Origin of the sequence: Oceanobacillus salinisoli (assembly GCF_009733865.1) — a bacterium.
GTDB classification, from domain to species: Bacteria; Bacillota; Bacilli; order Bacillales; family Amphibacillaceae; genus Oceanobacillus; species Oceanobacillus salinisoli.
The window spans coordinates 89,756-107,360 of sequence record NZ_WOFB01000011.1 but is presented as its reverse complement, the minus strand read 5'-3'; the positions used below and the strand labels follow the sequence as shown (position 1 = coordinate 107,360).

Genomic DNA, 17,605 nt, shown 5'->3' with positions numbered 1-17,605 from the left:
TTAAAATTTTAAATGCTCCTATATAACGATCAACATATTTGCGAAAGAATAAGGAAATAAGCGTTTTTCCTAAAAAATAAATAGGAAATTGTCGATATTTCCCGGGAAATGGAAAACCTCCTCGAATTGGAGGAGGCTCTTAAGGATTGATGGTTTCATGTGTAGGAGTTAAATGTTCAACACGATTATAATCTTGAATTTCCCATTGCTCTTGATGATAATAAATCGTATTAAAGCATCCGTTCAACAGAGGTGTTTTTCTACCTCCGATTTCCCCGTTGGACAGAATGGAGAGCATGGCATTGATGACGGCACCGTGGCTTACGAGTATGATGCGTTTTTCCGGATATAATTGTTTCACCTTTTCTAAGGCAGTGAGTATCCGATGATGTAAAACGGCTTGTTCTTCCTGATTGGGCAGATTTTCATCCTGATACTTTTCTAATCGTTCTTCATAGGTCATTCCCTCAGCATCTCCAAAAGACCGTTCAATAAACTCATTCATTTCTATAAGGGGCAGCTGTAAATAATCATTGATAATTTCTGCCGTTTCTTTTGCACGCTTTAAAGGACTCGTTATGACAACATCAAATTTCTGTTTATGTAAATAAGCACCACATTGCTTCGCCTGTTTTCTTCCTTTATTATTGAGCGGAATATCCGTCCGTCCCTGAAGTCTTCCTACAGCATTCCAGTCTGTTTCTCCATGCCTTATAAAACAAATAGATGTCATTTGATTTCCCTCCAAAAATAATATGTCTAAGTCACTAAGATAAACTATTCCTCCCCTTTTTACTACAAGAATTTGGTGAATAGGAAAAGGGAAAATTACCAAATCTATAGAAAAGGAGGAATGAACATTGAAAAAAATACTATCAGCCATCACGATTACACTGCTTCTGTTTTCCGGGTATACGTATCTAACCCCTGTTCAGTATTTCATTTCTGCAGAAGAAGATGGTATCCCATCTTATGCAAAATGGGGGCGGTTAGCTATGCAGGAAACGAAAAAGAAATACTCCAGTGCGCAAATTATTGATTATCTTCATATTGGACGAGATTCCAAGGACAAGCATTCCGTTGAGAAATTCAAGCTATGGCTAAAAGATGAAAATCGAGAATTTGGGGTATTTATTAATATAGAATTTAAAACCGATACAGAAGAAGTTATCTCTGTTACCTTTGAAGAAACCGACCAATAAAGCTAATCGACAAAATTTCCGATTACAAGATGTTCTGTATGATCCGGGAAATTGTTTGAAGCAATCTTAATATGTTGGTTTCAAATTGGATCGAATCTAGCTTATTCATAGGAACCCTTTATATATATGAGATGTCCTCCTTCTTTCCCGTAAAAGGTTCGCTTCTGGAAGATTTCCTTTGTATCCGATAAAACTTGATAATAGAGACCAATTTCATGAAAGGCTTTCTCACGATATATAAAGAAATTTTCAACAACCCAATATAATTGTTGGGTTTTCATTTTTCAAATACAGTTCTTCATAAAATTCCCACTTCAGACTTTCGCTTAAGTTCTCCAGCATTTTTACCCTTCCCACAGGAGTGCCCAATTGTTACACCTGAACCTCTTTATGATAAGGGTATGATCATGTTGAATAAGGATTCCCACCACACGCTAATTGAATGTTCATACCAATGCTAAAAACGACATCATATTGGTATCGTCCCTATGTATTTAATATTTCTTTTTATTAGGCTGTTTCAAAAAGGGTTGGGACTGCGGTTACTCGTCCCACCGAAAAGAGCATGATCAATAGAAAATACATAGAAATCATATCATAAAATCGGTCAGAAAAGTGGGTAAATTCTATTCGACAAAAATAATTGTAGTGATATGGATATATTTCCAAAAAATAATGTGAAAGCTATAGAGTATTGGAATAATGCCAAGCTAGGTAATAAGAATGGTTTTAGCTAGCACTACTTTCATTTACATTTATATTGTGTATAATTAAAATATTCAAATAAATATCAGGGGGATGTGAATAAGCTAATGAGAAATGTTACAAAAGTCGGGTTCCTTTCACTATTTATATTATCGCTTTTATCGCTTCTGTATGTTGATAAAGGGGAAGAATTATTTGTCGTTGCATCCGAAGATTTAACATCGGAAATTAACGAATCCTTACCATTGGATGAAAAGCTGAACCTAGTTTTGGAAGATGAGCGGTTAGATGGCGCGATAACCGGTGTAAGTGTACGGAAAGCAGATACAGGAGAAGAAATCTACTCCAATAATGGGGACATCCGATTACATCCTGCATCCAATATGAAGCTTTTAACTGCTGCAGCTGCATTGGATACATTGGGGTCAAATTATCAATTTTCAACAGAAGTGTATACGGATGGACAAGTTGTTGGGGAAGTCCTGCAAGGGAACCTTTATATCAAAGGGAAGGGCGATCCATCTTTACTCAAAGCCGATTTGGATCAGTTTGCCTCTGTCTTGAAGGATAAGGGAATTACAAAATTACACGGAAATTTAATTGCTGATGATACATGGTATGACGATGTTCGTTTATCTCAGGATTTAAACTGGTCGGACGAGCCGTTCCATACTGGTGCACAAGTATCCGCCTTAACCCTTTCCCCGGATCATGATTATGATGCTGGTACCGTGATTGTCGAAGTAATGCCAGGAAAAGGGGAAAAGGCCAAAGTAAAAGTTACCCCAGAAACGGATTATGTAACGATTGTGAATCAGTCAAAAATGGTGGCAAAAGGTGAAGCGAAAACGATCTCCATTGAAAGAGAACATGGAACGAATAACATTATCGTGGAAGGAAATATGCCGACTGATGGGTCTAACTCCAAATCATGGGCAGCAGTATGGGAACCGACAGGATATGTGCTTGATGTGTTCCAGAAATCGTTAGAACAGAATGGAATAACCTTTGCTGGAAATGGCAAAGCAGAAACTGGAAAAGTGCCTGATGATGCAACCTTACTTGTTCAAAAGGAATCCATGCCATTAAAAGACTTGCTTATCCCTTTCTTGAAACTGAGCAATAATGGACATGGAGAAGTACTGACAAAGGAAATGGGCATGGTGGTTGAAGGAGAAGGAAGCTGGGATGCGGGCCTTGACGTAATGAAAAATGTTATAGCTAATTTAGGTGTGAATGAAGAAACGATTCTTTTGCGTGATGGATCAGGTATGTCACATAAAAATTATATACCAGCAAGTGAATTAACGAGCCTGCTTTATGCGGCCCAGCAAAAGGACTGGTATGCTGATTTTGAATATGCCCTGCCTGTAGCCGGAGTATCCGAACGAATGGTAGGGGGTACACTTCGTAATCGAATGACAGAAGAACCGACAAGAGGAAATGTCATGGCGAAAACAGGGTCATTAAATGGAGTGAATACCTTATCAGGTTATGTTACATCAGCTGACGGGGAGAAATTAATCTTCTCAGTATTAAACAATAATTATATTAAAGGATCCATGACACCAGTTCAAGATGCTATAGCAACGATACTTGCATCACATGAATTTGAATAATTAGAGTTAGGGAATCTCAGATAGAGGTTCCCTTTTTAAAAAAGATAAGAAAGTATAAATTTTTTTGCTTCGATGTCTAGCTCCAGCGCCCAGCGACTAGCGAGACTTCCCTCACCTCCGTACGATAAGTCAACATCGACTCACTCCGTTCGTCGTGTTTCCTTTATCTCCTGCGGGGACTGTTCGGCTAAAACCGCCGCTTTGCGCGGCAACACCGAACCACCTGGCATGGCCAGGCGCAGTCCGTACGTCGCTAAACGGGCGCTTGCGCTTTTCTTAAGTGAGGCAGTTTTCTAAAAGTGCGATGAAGCTCCGGAGCGGTAGGAGACCTGTTTTGAAGATTAGCAAGCAAACTTTCAAAAAAGCCCCTAATTAGGTAGATAATAATACTATTTTCTGTAAATCTGGTTTAGAATGGAACTATGTTTAATCGTAAAAAGGAAGGTATCTATGACGGAAGATAATATTACTCGATTACATATTAATAATAAAGAGATTATACTTATTGGAACAGCCCATGTGTCCAAACAAAGTGCAGAGCAAGTAAAAGAAGTCATTGAAACAGAAAAACCAGATTCCGTTTGTATTGAATTGGATGAGGGCCGATACAAGTCCATCAAAGAAGGTAACAGATGGAAGGATATGGATATATTTAAGGTGATTAAGGAAAAAAGAGCAACATTATTGTTAATGAATCTTGCTATATCCTCTTTTCAGAAACGGATGGCGAAGCAGTTTGGAATTAATGCAGGACAGGAAATGATCCAGGGAATGGAATCTGCAGAGGAAATTGGTGCCGAATTAGTCTTAGCCGACCGGAATATCCAGGTTACCTTTTCAAGAGTATGGGGGAACTTAGGCTTAAAGGGAAAAGCATTGCTTTTATCGCAAATTATTGCAAGTATTTTCAGTAAGGAAGAAATTTCTGAAGAAGAATTGGAAAAAATGAAGCAGCAGGATACGATTAATGCGATGCTCCAGGAGTTTACCGAGCATTTTCCAAGGCTTAAGAAACCGTTAATTGATGAGCGTGATCAGTATTTAGCGCAGAAAATTAAAAGTGCATCAGGGGATAAGGTAGTTGCCGTGTTGGGAGCTGCTCATGTGCCTGGCATTACGAAAGAAATACAGCATGAGCATGATTTGAAGAACTTATCAAAGCGTCCGCCAAAATCCAAGGCACCAAAGGTTATTGCCTGGTCGATACCGATTCTTATTATTGCAATGATTGCTTATACTTTCATAACCAATCCTGCTGCTGGCTGGCAACAAGCGATTAGCTGGGTTGTCTGGAACGGCTCCTTTTCAGCATTGGGTACTCTTATCGCATTAGGTCATCCTTTAGCCATTTTAACAGCTTTAATCGCAGCGCCAATTACTTCCCTGAATCCGTTAATTGCTGCGGGATGGTTTGCAGGTTTTGTCCAAGCCTATTTCAGCAGGCCAACAGTAAGGGATTTTGAAAAATTAACCGAAGATGTATTTAATGTAAAAGGGTTTTGGCATAATAAAGTGACTCGTGTACTATTAGTCGTTGTTTTAGCGAATGTAGGAAGTTCATTAGGAACCTTTATTGGTGGATTGGATGTTGTCCGGTTATTTATTAATAACTTATTTTAGACTATGTTATTCAACATCGTAATTACACCCTTCAAGTTTCCCGGTGTAGTGTTAAAAATACTTTTTCTGAAAGACAGCCTTTAATAAAGGTGTGTGTTTTGTTTAAATAGGTGTTCTAATGGAATACTATTTTTATACAATAGTAATTAGAGGAATTTTAACGATAAGTATAAAGTCAAAATGAGGGGCTGTGTTACATTTTAACAGGGATAATAAAACGTAACACTTTTCCCGTACTTATAAAGTCATTTATAATGAAACAGAGTTTTATTTTTAAGGTATTTAAGGAGGAACCGGCTCGTGATCATTGCGATCATTTTTTTACTGTTTGTTTCCCTGTTTTTTTCAGGTAGTGAAACAGCGTTGACAGCCACGAACAGGATGAGGCTGCAAACGAAGGCAAACAATGGCGATAAAAAATCTGAAAAGCTTTTAAATTTAGTATCTAAACCAAGTGAATTTATTACAACCATTCTAATTGGAAATAATATTTCTAATATTTTACTCCCAACATTGGTAACGACAATAGCAATCGAATATGGGTTTCATGTAGGTCTGGCCTCTGCCATATTAACGATAGCAATTATTATTTTTGCGGAAGTGATTCCGAAGTCCGTTGCCGCTGCTTTCCCTGATCGGATTGCCTCTATCGTTTATCCAGTCATACGATTTTTTGTGATTGTGTTTAAGCCGATTACGGTCGTACTAAATGGTTTAACCGGATTTATTACAAGGGCGCTTTCGAAAGGGCAGCCAAAGGATGTATCGATATCTAAGGAAGAATTTCGGACGATGGTGGATATTGCAGACTTAGAAGGGACCTTTCGCAAAGATGAGTCGTCGCGTCTGAAAGGAGTTCTTGATTTTCAGGATTTAAATGTAAAAGATGTACTGAAAACACCGCGTGTTGATTTGGTTGCTCTTCCCAGCACGGCGACATATGAAGAGGTCAGAGATGTAGTTATCCAGAACCCCTTTACGAGATATCCAATCTACAAAGACGACATTGATAACATTATCGGAGTGTTTCACTCCAAGTATTTAATTCAGTGGTCACTGGAATCGGGAAAATCATTAAAGGAATTTAGTGATATTGATCCATTACTTGTATATGAATTCCATTCTGTGGAATGGGTATTTCTTAAAATGACGAAAGAGAAGAAACATATGGCGATTGTGTTGGATGAATATGGTGGAACAGAAGGAATTATTACGCATGAAGATGTTATAGAATCAATGATTGGATTAGAAATAGAAGATGAAATGGACCTGGATAATGATGCATTAATTGAAAAGTTAACGGAAACTGAAATTATTTGTGACGGCAAAATTACACTGCGTCGGTTGAATTCTATTTTCGAGACCGATATACCAGAGGAAGAAGATGTACTGGCAGGTTATTTATTAAAGGAATTTAATGATTTCCCTGAAGAGGAAGAAGTCATTGAAAGAGAAAACTTAACGTTTAAGATCATGGAAATCGAAAACCGTACGATTCGAAAAGTACAAATCATTAAATAGCAATAGTTGAAAGCCCCATTTTAATAAAGTGGGGTTTTTTAAAAAGATAAGAAAGTATAAATTTTTGCTTCGATGTCTAGCTCCATCGCCTAGCGACTAGCGGACTTCCCTCACCTCCGTACGATAAGTCAACATCGACTCACTCCGTTCGTCGTGTTTCCTTTATCTCCTGCGGGGACTGTTCGGTTAAAACCACCGCTTTGCGCGGTAACACCGAACCACCTGGCATGGCCAGGCGCAGTCCGTACGTCGCTAAACGGGCGCTTGCGCTTTTCTTAGTGAATGAAAGCTTTTTTGTTAAACTAATGATAATTAAACATGCTCGGAAGGATTGGAAAAGATGAAAATAACGATTGTGTCAGTAGGAAAACTGAAAGAAAAATACTTAAAACAAGGAATTCAAGAATACTTGAAGAGATTAACTGCCTATGCAAAGGTGGAGATTGTAGAAGTAGCCGATGAAAAGGCCCCCGAAAATATGAGTGAAGCGGAGATGCTCGAAGTAAAGCGGAAAGAGGGAGAGCGTATTTTATCTCATATTGCCCAGGACACACATGTGATTACGCTGGAGATACAAGGAAAGATGCTGAGTTCAGAACAACTCGCAGCAAAACTGGATGAACTGGCGACATACGGGAAAAGTAAACTCGCTTTTGTTATCGGTGGATCCCTTGGTATTAGTGAAGATGTACAACGCCGCAGCGACATGGCGATATCCTTTTCGAAAATGACATTTCCCCATCAGTTGATGCGGTTGATTTTGTTGGAGCAGGTGTATCGGGGGTTTCGGATTAATCGGGGGGAACCGTATCACAAATAGTGGTAAAACAGAGAGTTGAGATTGTAATTAATGAGGAGTGGCTAAAAAAAATTAAATGATGTGTGACCTCGATTAATAAGTTATTAGAGGAAAAGACAGGTTTATTCCTGTCTTCTCAATTTACATTCTTTTGCTCTCATAGTGATTTAAAATCTTTTCTTCCTGTTGGTGCAATCTCTCAATTTTAATTAATTTTTCTTCCTCAGAATAAAAAGGATTAGAATTAATGTTTACCTTTCTTTTTTTAAATCTTGTATTAATAAATTTTAAGTAATTTATTCCATAAAATTGATGATAAAGTTTATAATAAGTAACTTTTGCTTCATCTAGAAAATTAATAAATTCTTGATGACTATCAACTAATAAATCTAAGACTTCGTTTTCACTAGCATCTTCTTTATCACTGTCAGTTTGGAACTGTTCATTGGCTTTGATATAAGAATGCCAGTGTATTGCATCTTCATATGAAAGAAGATGTATATTTTTAGAAATCAATTTTTCAACTTCAGGTATTACTTTTTCAAAGCCTTCAATAACAGGATTCCTTTCAATATATGGTGGTTCATTGTCACCTATCTCATGTTCCTTTATTTCCATATCAGCCTTTAAGTTTTTTCTATGAGTTAGAATTAAATAATATAGTGGGCCATACAATTCTTTCAATTTTTCTTTCCTTAATTCGTTTCTTCTATTAAAGGGCGATATTATAAAGTGTAAAAAGAAAAATAATACTATTGTAATTACCGCTGTAATTATTACACTTATTAATTTATAATCCAAAATAATCATTCCTCCTGAAAGGTTATAAACTTCTCTTCTCTTTTATTATACATTCATACTAGATTATTTTGGAATTGCTCATGTAACACTTTTACTTTAATGTTAGTAACTAATAAAAATAAAATGAAATGCAAGGACAGGTAAAGATAATTTCACCTGTCTTTTTGTTATATAATGGAATAAATGATGTTGAAAACAAAAAAAGGAGGACAAAATGTGAAGAAATTTGCCGAATTCTACAAGTGTGCATTGCAAGTTAATCCTTATAGTTATTTAGCATATAGAGGTAAAGATCATGAAGTAAGTGAAGATAAATATAACCAAATGATTTTAACTAACGCTCTTTCTGAAGAAATTAAAGTAATAGGATTAGCAGACCATGGAAATGTGGAAACGTCTAATAAACTTAGAACTTTATTAAGTGAAAATGATATTACTGTTTTTCCGGGGTTTGAAATTGCGACTGCAGAAAAAATCCATATTGTATGTCTTTTCTCTGAAAATACAACATCTGAAGAATTAAATAGATATTTAGGTAGATTAGGGTTAACTAATGTAGATAATGGGGTCATGCCAAGTCATCTATCTTGCTTGGAAATTGCCAAAATTGTTGAGGAAGATCTGAAGGGATTTTGGTATGCTGCCCATATTACAAGTGATAATGGGATTTTGAAAATGGGTCAAATGAATCACATTTGGATTGATTCAAAACTTAAAGCAGCACAGATACCATATAGTTTAGCAGAGGTTGACCCAAGATATAATAATATTATTAAAAATAAAGAACCTATGTATAAAAAGACCACCCCATTTGCATATATTAATGCGAAGGATATTTGTAATCCTGAAGACTTACTTGAAAAGAATGCTTACTGTTTAGTCAAAATGTCGGATTTGAATTTCACATGCTTTAAAGAGGCCTTCCTAGACCCTAGTGCTAGAGTAAAACTATCATTTGATCAAAATGAGCGATATCACAGTAGTATAGATAAAATAGAAGTTTTTGGGGGATATCTTGATGGATTTTCTATTGACTTATCTAGAAACCTAAATACTGCTATTGGTGGAAGAGGGACAGGTAAATCATCCTTATTAGAACTACTTCGATATGCTCTTGATTGCGAACCTAAAGGCCATGATTCGAAAAAATACTTTAAGGAATTAATTAAAGCAAATTTAGGTTTGGACAATGGAAGGGTAGAATTGCATATCACCTCTAACCAGCGCTATGGGCAAAAATATAAAGTAATTAAAAGGTATGAAGATCCTATAGTAATTGAGAATGCGGATGGTACTGTTTCAAACTTGAGTGTAAAAGATATATTACCCAGCGTTGAGATTTTTGGACAGAATGAAATTATAGAACTAGTATCTGATGAAGAAGCAAAATTAAATATTTTAAGCAGATTTCTTCCTAATCAGGAGGATAGTATTTCAGAAAGAGAAGAAATTATAAAAAATTTAAAACAAAATGCAGCCCAATTAATGGATAGAATCCAGAAAAGGGATGAGATTTCAGGAAAAGTTTCTAAATTGCCGAAACTTGAGGAGAAGGTAAAATTTTTTAAAGAGAATGGAATTGCAGATAAACTTAGTACTATAGAACAATTATCGACAGAAGAAGAATACATAAAAAAATCATTAGAGGTAATAACAAAGCATTCACTACAATTTACTGAAGTAGATGCTCCGTTTACTAAAGAATTTATTGAAGAAACAGCCAATGCAGATAAATTTAATAAAATTTCAGGTATTATAAGTAACTTTAACTTGGAACTTTTTAAATTAAAAGATGAGTATGAAAAACTTGTTAAAGAAAGTGCAAGGAAAGTGGAGGAAATAAAAGGTGAGTGGCAAGAAATAAAAAATGATTCTGAAGGAGAAGTTAAGAAATCAATCAAGACTGTAGAGGGATTGAATGGAAAAACTGGCCCAGAAATCGCTTTAGAGTATAGAGAGACCGTATCTGAAATTGCACGAATAAATCCAAGTAAAAATGAATCTAGAAGAATAGCAGAGGAATTAGAAAGCATAATTAAGGAAAGAAGAACGTTGTTAGAGAAGTTAAAAAAGAATCAAGATGAATCTTATGACTCCCTAAGGAGAGCAGTCAAAAAAATAAATAAAGGGAAATTAAATGGGAAAGTACAGGTAGAAGTTCAAGCAGGAAAAAACAGAGAAGAGTTAATTGAATTTTTGTCCGAAATTGATGGTCTAGGCCCGAAAAGTTTAGGATGGATTAGAGAAAAGGATGAATTTTCATTGCCAACATTTATTAAACATATCAGTGAAGGTAGCACAAAATTATTGGAGGAATATGATTTAACAAAGTCGAAGGCTGATATATTAGCACAATTGCCATTGGAAAAGAGACTTGAACTGGAATTAATACCACTACTAGATATGATAGATGTAAAACTAAATACCGTAGGTGAAGATGTTGAAGGAGAAAATTTTAAATCTCTTAATAAACTTTCGAAAGGTCAACAATGTACGGCAATACTTAATATAATAATGTTAGACAACAATGATCCTTTAATTATAGACCAGCCAGAAGATAATCTAGATAACTCTTATATAGCAAATAATTTTGTTGACGGTTTAAGAGATTATAAGTTAAACAGGCAATTCATTTTTGCTACACATAATGCAAATATTCCTGTTTTCGGTGATTCTGAACTAATAGCCGTAATGAAAGAAGTTGATGGGCAAGGTTGTATTGCAGACAATTGCATTGGTTCAGTTGACAACCCAGATGTTAAAACTGCAGTAATCAATACTTTGGAAGGAGGAAATGTTGCTTTTCAAATGAGAAAAGCGAAGTACAATTTATAGGTGAACTTTAAAAAACCCATACCTTTATTAGGTGTGGGTTTTTGCGCTTTTTATGAAAAGGTTTTTAATTCTAGAAAATCACCTAAAAATCAATGATAAATACTCCCTCAAATCAATTATAGGAGTGCTAGTTATATATTACCCATAAATTTAATTATCCTTTATTTGTGCCCAAAGAATCAAGGTATTAACTACGTTATCTTGAAGAGTCATCATGAAAAAGTTTCCAAAAGATAATGGAGGAGATACACTTGAAAAGAAACAATCACTCAAGAAAAACAAATGAAAATGAAATAGTTGAATTCCGTTACGAAAATTTTCTTTTTATGATTACACGTTTTAAAAGAATCAACTGGAAGCAATACAAGGGGTTTTCTCAGTATCAGTATTTTTTATTTATATTCGATAAAAAGTTAGAGAGAGTTAATAATGAAAATTCTTTAACTGATGTTTTCGATACAAAGGTTAGAGACAATGTTTTTCTAACCTTTGAAGATCTTAAGCATAGAATAGATGCTATTTTGAGCGAGTATATTTTAGTTGATGATGCTATTTTCGAGTGTTTAAGACAGGTTGAAAAACTAAATCCTATTTATTTGGAAAAAGACAAGGAATAAAATCCTTGTCTTTTTAATACTTAAATCTCATAAAATTCTTAATCTAAAAATGCAGTAATATTCCCCTTTGTGTTGAAGTAAAAGGTAAAGGGAGGTGGAAATATTGCTTAAATTAAAGGTAGAAGAATTAGTAGAAATAAATGATTTTTATAATGGTGCATCTAGGGTAACTATAACGTATGCAACAGCCAATAGTGTTCTATTAGAACTTTATGATGGTAGTGATATAGAGGAATTTATTCTTAGTAAGAGGGATTTGATTATGGTACTTAGAAACTTTTATGTAGCGGATATTTGTGATATTGTTCATTCAGGGGTTTATGGTTTTATTGATGTAAAAGAAGATATTTTAAATGAACATTATCCTGTACAAATCTCTGTTGAAGATGGACATAAGTATTACTGTAATTTAGAAGAACTTAATTATATATGGGAGATAATTAATTATCAAAAGGAACAGTTAATATAATAGGTGAAATTTAAAGATAGAATTAGTGAAATAAAGGCAGACTAGATTGAGATATAGAAAAAATGATATGTGTAGGATAAAATAGGAAGTGGTGTTTATTTATCACTTCTTTATTTGATGGAGGAGTTATTATGATATGTAAATGCGGCGGGGTCTTAAATGTGATAAGGGTTGAAACTCCCCCTAAACATCTTAGTAAACAGGAAAAATTGGTATATAGTAGACTATGTGATGTTGAATGTTTAAATTGTGAGAAAATTTACTACTCCCAACCTTTTGATGATGGAAATAGGTTGAATATTGCTAAGGATTTAAGGAGAGGAGGAGACTAAGTATCTCTCCTCCTCTTTTTTATGTAAAAGTGAAAAGTTCTGGACCTATACCACTATAAGTGTTATAATTATTCCATAAATGTAATGCTACATTAGGAGTGGAAAAAAATGACTTATCCTGTAATATCACTTTTTAGTGGAGCGATGGGCCTAGACTTAGGTTTAGAAGCCGCTGGACTAGAAATTAAAGTAGCGCAAGATATAGATCCGTGGTGCCAAAAAACGGCTATTGCAAACGATAAAAATTATTTATTAGGCGATATAAAAAATTTGATAGAAGAAGATCCAACCTGTTCATTTCTTCTTAATCAAGCCAATTTAGAAGCAGAAGAAGTTTTTGCAGTAGTGGGCGGGCCGCCTTGCCAAGCGTTCTCAACTGCAGGAAAACGCGAGAGTATAAATGACCCACGTGGTTCATTATTTATGGAATTTGCTCATGTAATAAGAACTGTTCGTCCTAGATTCTTTGTAATGGAGAATGTAAAAGGATTAACTTCTGTATCTGTAGTAAAACCTCCAAAAGACAAGAAAAAGGAAGATTACACACCAGAGGAAATGCCCGGTAGTGCTCTAAAGGTTATAATAGAGACGTTCAAAGATATAGGATACAAATTAGAATTTGGTGTAGTTGACGCCGTTCATTACGGTGTCCCTCAATTTAGGGAAAGATTAATTATTGTTGGTTCGAGAGATGATGAAGATATATTTTTACCTACTCCAACGCATTTCCAAAAACATCAAAACCCAGATTATAGATGGAGAACTTTAGGAGAAGTAATCTCTGACTTAGAAGAGGAACAGGGAATTTGTGGAACATTCTCTGAAGAAAGAATTAACTATCTTAAACATGTCCCAATGGGTGGCAATTGGAGGTCATTACCTATTGAACTTCAAGAAGCAGCAATGGGCGGTGCTTTTAAATCTGGAGGAGGTAAAACGGGATTCTACCGTAGGCTAGATTACAACCAACCTTCACCAACTTTAGTTACAAGTCCAACACAAAAGGCTACATTACTATGCCATCCAACAAAGAATAGGCCTCTAAGTGTTAGAGAATACGCACGAATTCAACAGTTCCCCGATAATTGGATTATTGAGGGAGAAGCAGACGATGTATATAGACAAATCGGAAATGCAGTTCCAATTGGGTTAGGTAAAGCAATTGGACAAGTTCTAATATCTGTAGCAGAACAAAATGCTCAAGTAAAAACAAAACGTTTAAGAGGAACATCAGTTCATAAATCTTTACAACAAGTAGCCACAGCAAAGGAAGTACAAATTATTTAAGCAAAAAGGGTTTCTATTTATATATAGAAGCCCTTTTTGTTTAGTTCATTTTAACTGTTCATTTGGTCCTATCCAAAGCCCTTTTACTATTATATACTGGTAATAAATAGGGAGTAGGAGGGGACAATATGAATGAAAATACTAGGCAACTAGTAAGGGAGCATATCATTGCGGCCATGGATAGAAAAATCGAACATTTAACTATAACAAACCCTTTTAATGAGGAAGAGGTCTATGAGAGAAATCCAATTGGTGCTCGTATAGTTCCCACTGAAGTATGGAAAGGATCAAAGTTTGAACGTTCTTTCGTAACAACACTTGGGCAAGGAATTTTTGAGCAAATTGGTAGAATCATAGCAGAAGGTACAGGGGCTTATGCTGAAAATCAATACTCTTCAACAGTTACACTTAATACCTTTCAAACCCAAACAATAGAGCAAACAGTTGATAGGCAGGCTACTGGAAGAAGAACCGCAACACCTGATATTTCTGCTGAAATCCAACATTTAAGAACACTTAATTATGATGCTACTGTAAATGTATCTGTCATTAGTGATTTATTCATAAGAAGGCAAGATGGAACGGAAGAATTCTATTCTTTCAAAACTGTTAAGCCAAACAAAGACCAAACAGCAGCGGCAAAGAAAAACTTGCTTTATTTAAGAACTGCCAATACAAATAATTATGCTTATTTTGCACTACCGTATAATCCAGCAGGTGAAGGTCGTTCATATATGCAACAAAAGCATAAAATACCTGCAAAGTTTTTTGATATGGACGATACTGACTTTGTACTTGTTGGCTCCACTCTTTGGAATCAAATTGGAAATGACCCAAACACATATACAGAACTACTTGATATCTTTGAAGAGGTAGGGCAACATACATCTGAACGAATTAGAAGAGAATACTTCGGATTGTAAGAGGCGGATAAAACCGCTTCTTTTTTTACTTACTCTGTAAATAAACCAATCCATATTTATTTTTTGAGGAAAATTTTACTCAGTTTTGTGGTTGAGAACATATGTTCTTTAATGAAATGGATATAACTACAAATCTAATAGATTGCCTCTTCTTAATATCCTAAGGGAAATACCTATAATTTCAGTTAACTTAATGGCTACCAAATAATAAAATAGTAAAACATAATTACAATATGTAACAATAAGGAATACAAGAGTATCTTTTGTTATGATATAGAAGTAGTATTTTGAATTTTCTAGGAGGTCATGGCTTGAAATCATTAGGTGAGCATTTTCCATCATTAATAAGTGAATGGCACCCCACAAAAAATGGAGAAAAGTCTCCTTTTGACGTTTCATATGGATCTGACTATGAAGCATATTGGAAGTGTACTATTTGTAAATTTAATTGGAAGGTACGAGTGGCTAACAGAACACTTCGTAAAACAGGATGTCCAAATTGTAATAAAAGATGGAATCATTCGTTTCCAGAACTTGCGCTATTTTATTACATAAAGGGAATATTTTCCGATGCAGTACTAGATTTTGAAATTGAACATGACCGTTTTAGGGCAGCAGATATTTTCATTCCATCTATCCATACTGTAATTGAATATGATGGTTATTTTTATCATAGAAAACAGTTGTATAGGGATTGTGAAAAGACGAGATTCCTTTTAGAACAAGGATATTATGTCGTTCGCATTAGAGAAGAAAAATTGCAGGATTTAGGGATTATACATTCAAAACTGCAAGTTTACTTATACCATAGAAATGGAGAACCTTCAGTAAAAAAATGTATTGAAGATGTCTTATTATTATTAGGTAATATACATAAAATCGACAAATCTGCACAGCAGTTAATATATAAATACAAAGAACAAGTAAATATCATTAAAGATACAATCCCAATTCTTGGACAATTACTTCCTGTTGTCCAAGAGAGTAATCTTCTAGAAATGTATCCGGAATTAGAAAAAGAGTGGCATTTCGAAAAAAATCATCCTTTTCTACCACAACATTTCAAAGCGAAATCAAACTATTCTGTATGGTGGAAGTGTGATAAAGGTCATGAGTACGATACTAAAATTATTAGTCGTACAAAAGGACACGGTTGCAGGTTTTGTGAAGGATTAGAGGTTACGGAAGATAATAGTTTATTAAGGTTATATCCAAATATTGCAAATGAATGGGACTATCAAATGAATGGGATGATTACGCCCGACAAAATACATGGCCGTTCTAATAAAAAAGTTTTTTGGGTATGTCCAAACTGTGATTCCTCATACGATAAAATTATTAATGAACGTACCGGTAGTGGAGAAAATTGCCCTTACTGTGCAGGTAAAAGGGTTAATAAAACAAATTCATTAGCAACATTGCGACCTGACCTAGCAAAAGAATGGCACCAAACTAAGAATGAGAAGAAGCCAGACGAAGTATCTACGGGATCCCATTACTACGCCACGTGGAAATGTAATCGAGGACATGCCTATCAGGCATATGTTTATGAACGTAGTGCGGGACGAGGTTGTGGAACATGTTATGAAGAAATCGGACGCTTCCAACCCCACAAGGTTTCTATTGAAAAAAGTATAACTACAAAAAAACCTTATTTATTAGCACAATGGGATTTTGAAAAGAACACTGTTATCCCTGAAGAGGTGGGGGCGTACGCAAGGCAACTCATTTGGTGGCGGTGTTCAAAAGGATGTAGTTGGCAACAAGAGCCAAATGCAAGAAATAGTTCAAGATGTAAAATTTGTAGACTTAAAGACTAAGTTTGCTAAGCAATAGGTTAGTATAAAAGAGGTGAAAATTTTGATTAACTATGCTCTAGTTCTTCTAGCATTATTAATAATAGGTGTTTCTTTAATTATTCGAACTGGTCGTAATGAATCGAAAAAACTAGATGAAGCGTACGAATATCTTAATAAGTTTCGTGAATATGGTAATAGTCTTATTAAAGGTAATGAGAATTACGAGGCTTATGAATGGCTTACAATGAGAGGGCCAAAAATGCAAGCCAAAGTTGGTGAATTAGGAATTGCTAGGGGTTTTATTCCACCCTACTCAAATATTCAGTATAATACTTATCAGATTATTGTAAACGCACTTCCCACTTTAAGAGATGAAGCACGGGATCCAATGAGAGGCTTTAACAGTCTACAAAACCCTGTAATACATAATTACTATTCAATGATAGATGATGTATTATTACGTTATATAGGTAGATTGGATAATAGACTAGAAGATGCAAAGGCACAAATAAAGAATCCATTTATTTGGTTAAGGGAAGGGGTTCAGTTCTTTGTTCAATTGCCAATTCTCCTACTATACTGGAGTGGGTTAATCAAATATACTACTTACTATAGATTTTCTAATAATTTTATTATTAAATTAATAAACTTCCTTATAATTTTGATAGGATTAGTTAGTTCAGTAATTACTATTGTGACGGGCTATAACCCCTTTATGGAGATCTTTAACAATATGTAATACGGTTCAAGGAAGGATCTAGTGAGATAAAGTTTCACTAGATCTTGTATATTTAGAATATTATCATAATGGACTAAGAGCAGATTTAGTTATAGCACAGTTATGTGAAGAGCCCGGCTTTAATGGACATTTAAGGAATGACGTAGTAGATATTTTAGCAGTAATTGAAATGAAATATAAGTATGACACTAATGCCGTTCTTTTTAAAAAAGATATTTTTAAAGTTAAGAACTACATTAGAAATATAGAATATAAAAATTGCCAATATTACTTAGCGTTTATTCATGAGGTAGTGAATACTAAAAAAGGAATGTTCATGGCTAACCCAAAAAGACTT

General features: G+C 35.0%; 14 protein-coding genes. 12 read left to right on the top strand and 2 right to left on the bottom strand.

Annotated features, from left to right (window positions below):
• Positions 1-139: 139 nt before the first annotated feature.
• Positions 140-733 carry a histidine phosphatase family protein gene (locus tag GMJ66_RS08530; RefSeq protein ID WP_156289900.1) on the bottom strand — a complete coding sequence of 198 codons (594 nt, stop codon included), beginning with the start codon at positions 731-733 and terminating at the stop codon, positions 140-142.
• 127 nt (positions 734-860) lie between these two features.
• Between GMJ66_RS08530 and GMJ66_RS08525 the strand changes: the two genes are divergently transcribed.
• The 5 genes from GMJ66_RS08525 (at position 861) to rlmH (ending at position 7,487) form a co-directional block, all read left to right on the top strand.
• The gene (locus tag GMJ66_RS08525; RefSeq protein WP_156289899.1) at positions 861-1,202 is read left to right on the top strand and encodes a DUF3889 domain-containing protein; all 342 of its coding nucleotides are present in this window, start codon (positions 861-863) and stop codon (positions 1,200-1,202) included.
• Between the two features lie 812 nt (positions 1,203-2,014).
• The gene (gene dacB, locus GMJ66_RS08520) at positions 2,015-3,526 is read left to right on the top strand and encodes a D-alanyl-D-alanine carboxypeptidase/D-alanyl-D-alanine endopeptidase (protein ID WP_156289898.1); all 1,512 of its coding nucleotides are present in this window, start codon (positions 2,015-2,017) and stop codon (positions 3,524-3,526) included.
• 450 nt (positions 3,527-3,976) lie between these two features.
• Complete coding sequence (locus GMJ66_RS08515) at positions 3,977-5,146, top strand: TraB/GumN family protein (RefSeq protein ID WP_156289897.1); 1,170 nt, start codon at positions 3,977-3,979, stop codon at positions 5,144-5,146.
• Between the two features lie 300 nt (positions 5,147-5,446).
• Positions 5,447-6,667 (top strand): hemolysin family protein, encoded by a 1,221-nt coding sequence (locus GMJ66_RS08510; RefSeq protein ID WP_156289896.1) that lies wholly within the window; start codon positions 5,447-5,449, stop codon positions 6,665-6,667.
• Positions 6,668-7,007: 340 nt separating this feature from the next.
• Positions 7,008-7,487, top strand: a complete 480-nt coding sequence (rlmH, locus tag GMJ66_RS08505) for a 23S rRNA (pseudouridine(1915)-N(3))-methyltransferase RlmH (protein WP_156289895.1) — start codon at positions 7,008-7,010, stop codon at positions 7,485-7,487.
• Positions 7,488-7,607: 120 nt separating this feature from the next.
• Here rlmH and GMJ66_RS08500 read toward each other — a convergent pair whose 3' ends face one another.
• Entirely contained in the window at positions 7,608-8,267 is a 660-nt protein-coding gene (locus tag GMJ66_RS08500; protein WP_156289894.1) for a hypothetical protein, read from the bottom strand.
• Between the two features lie 216 nt (positions 8,268-8,483).
• Between GMJ66_RS08500 and GMJ66_RS08495 the strand changes: the two genes are divergently transcribed.
• The 7 genes from GMJ66_RS08495 to GMJ66_RS08465 all read left to right on the top strand — a co-directional run bounded on the left by GMJ66_RS08495 (position 8,484) and on the right by GMJ66_RS08465 (position 17,268).
• Positions 8,484-11,102 carry a TrlF family AAA-like ATPase gene (locus tag GMJ66_RS08495; protein WP_231514879.1) on the top strand — a complete coding sequence of 873 codons (2,619 nt, stop codon included), beginning with the start codon at positions 8,484-8,486 and terminating at the stop codon, positions 11,100-11,102.
• Between the two features lie 251 nt (positions 11,103-11,353).
• Positions 11,354-11,719: a hypothetical protein gene (locus GMJ66_RS08490; protein WP_156289892.1), complete on the top strand. Its 366-nt coding sequence runs from the start codon at positions 11,354-11,356 to the stop codon at positions 11,717-11,719.
• Between the two features lie 103 nt (positions 11,720-11,822).
• The gene (locus tag GMJ66_RS08485) at positions 11,823-12,188 is read left to right on the top strand and encodes a hypothetical protein (protein WP_156289891.1); all 366 of its coding nucleotides are present in this window, start codon (positions 11,823-11,825) and stop codon (positions 12,186-12,188) included.
• Between the two features lie 440 nt (positions 12,189-12,628).
• Entirely contained in the window at positions 12,629-13,807 is a 1,179-nt protein-coding gene (locus tag GMJ66_RS08480) for a DNA cytosine methyltransferase (protein ID WP_156289890.1), read from the top strand.
• 128 nt (positions 13,808-13,935) lie between these two features.
• Positions 13,936-14,730: a TdeIII family type II restriction endonuclease gene (locus tag GMJ66_RS08475; RefSeq protein ID WP_156289889.1), complete on the top strand. Its 795-nt coding sequence runs from the start codon at positions 13,936-13,938 to the stop codon at positions 14,728-14,730.
• Between the two features lie 311 nt (positions 14,731-15,041).
• Entirely contained in the window at positions 15,042-16,550 is a 1,509-nt protein-coding gene (locus GMJ66_RS08470; RefSeq protein WP_156289888.1) for a zinc-ribbon domain-containing protein, read from the top strand.
• Positions 16,551-16,590: 40 nt separating this feature from the next.
• A complete protein-coding gene (locus GMJ66_RS08465) occupies positions 16,591-17,268 on the top strand; it encodes a hypothetical protein (protein WP_156289887.1) in 678 nt (225 codons plus the stop codon).
• Positions 17,269-17,605: the final 337 nt, after the last annotated feature.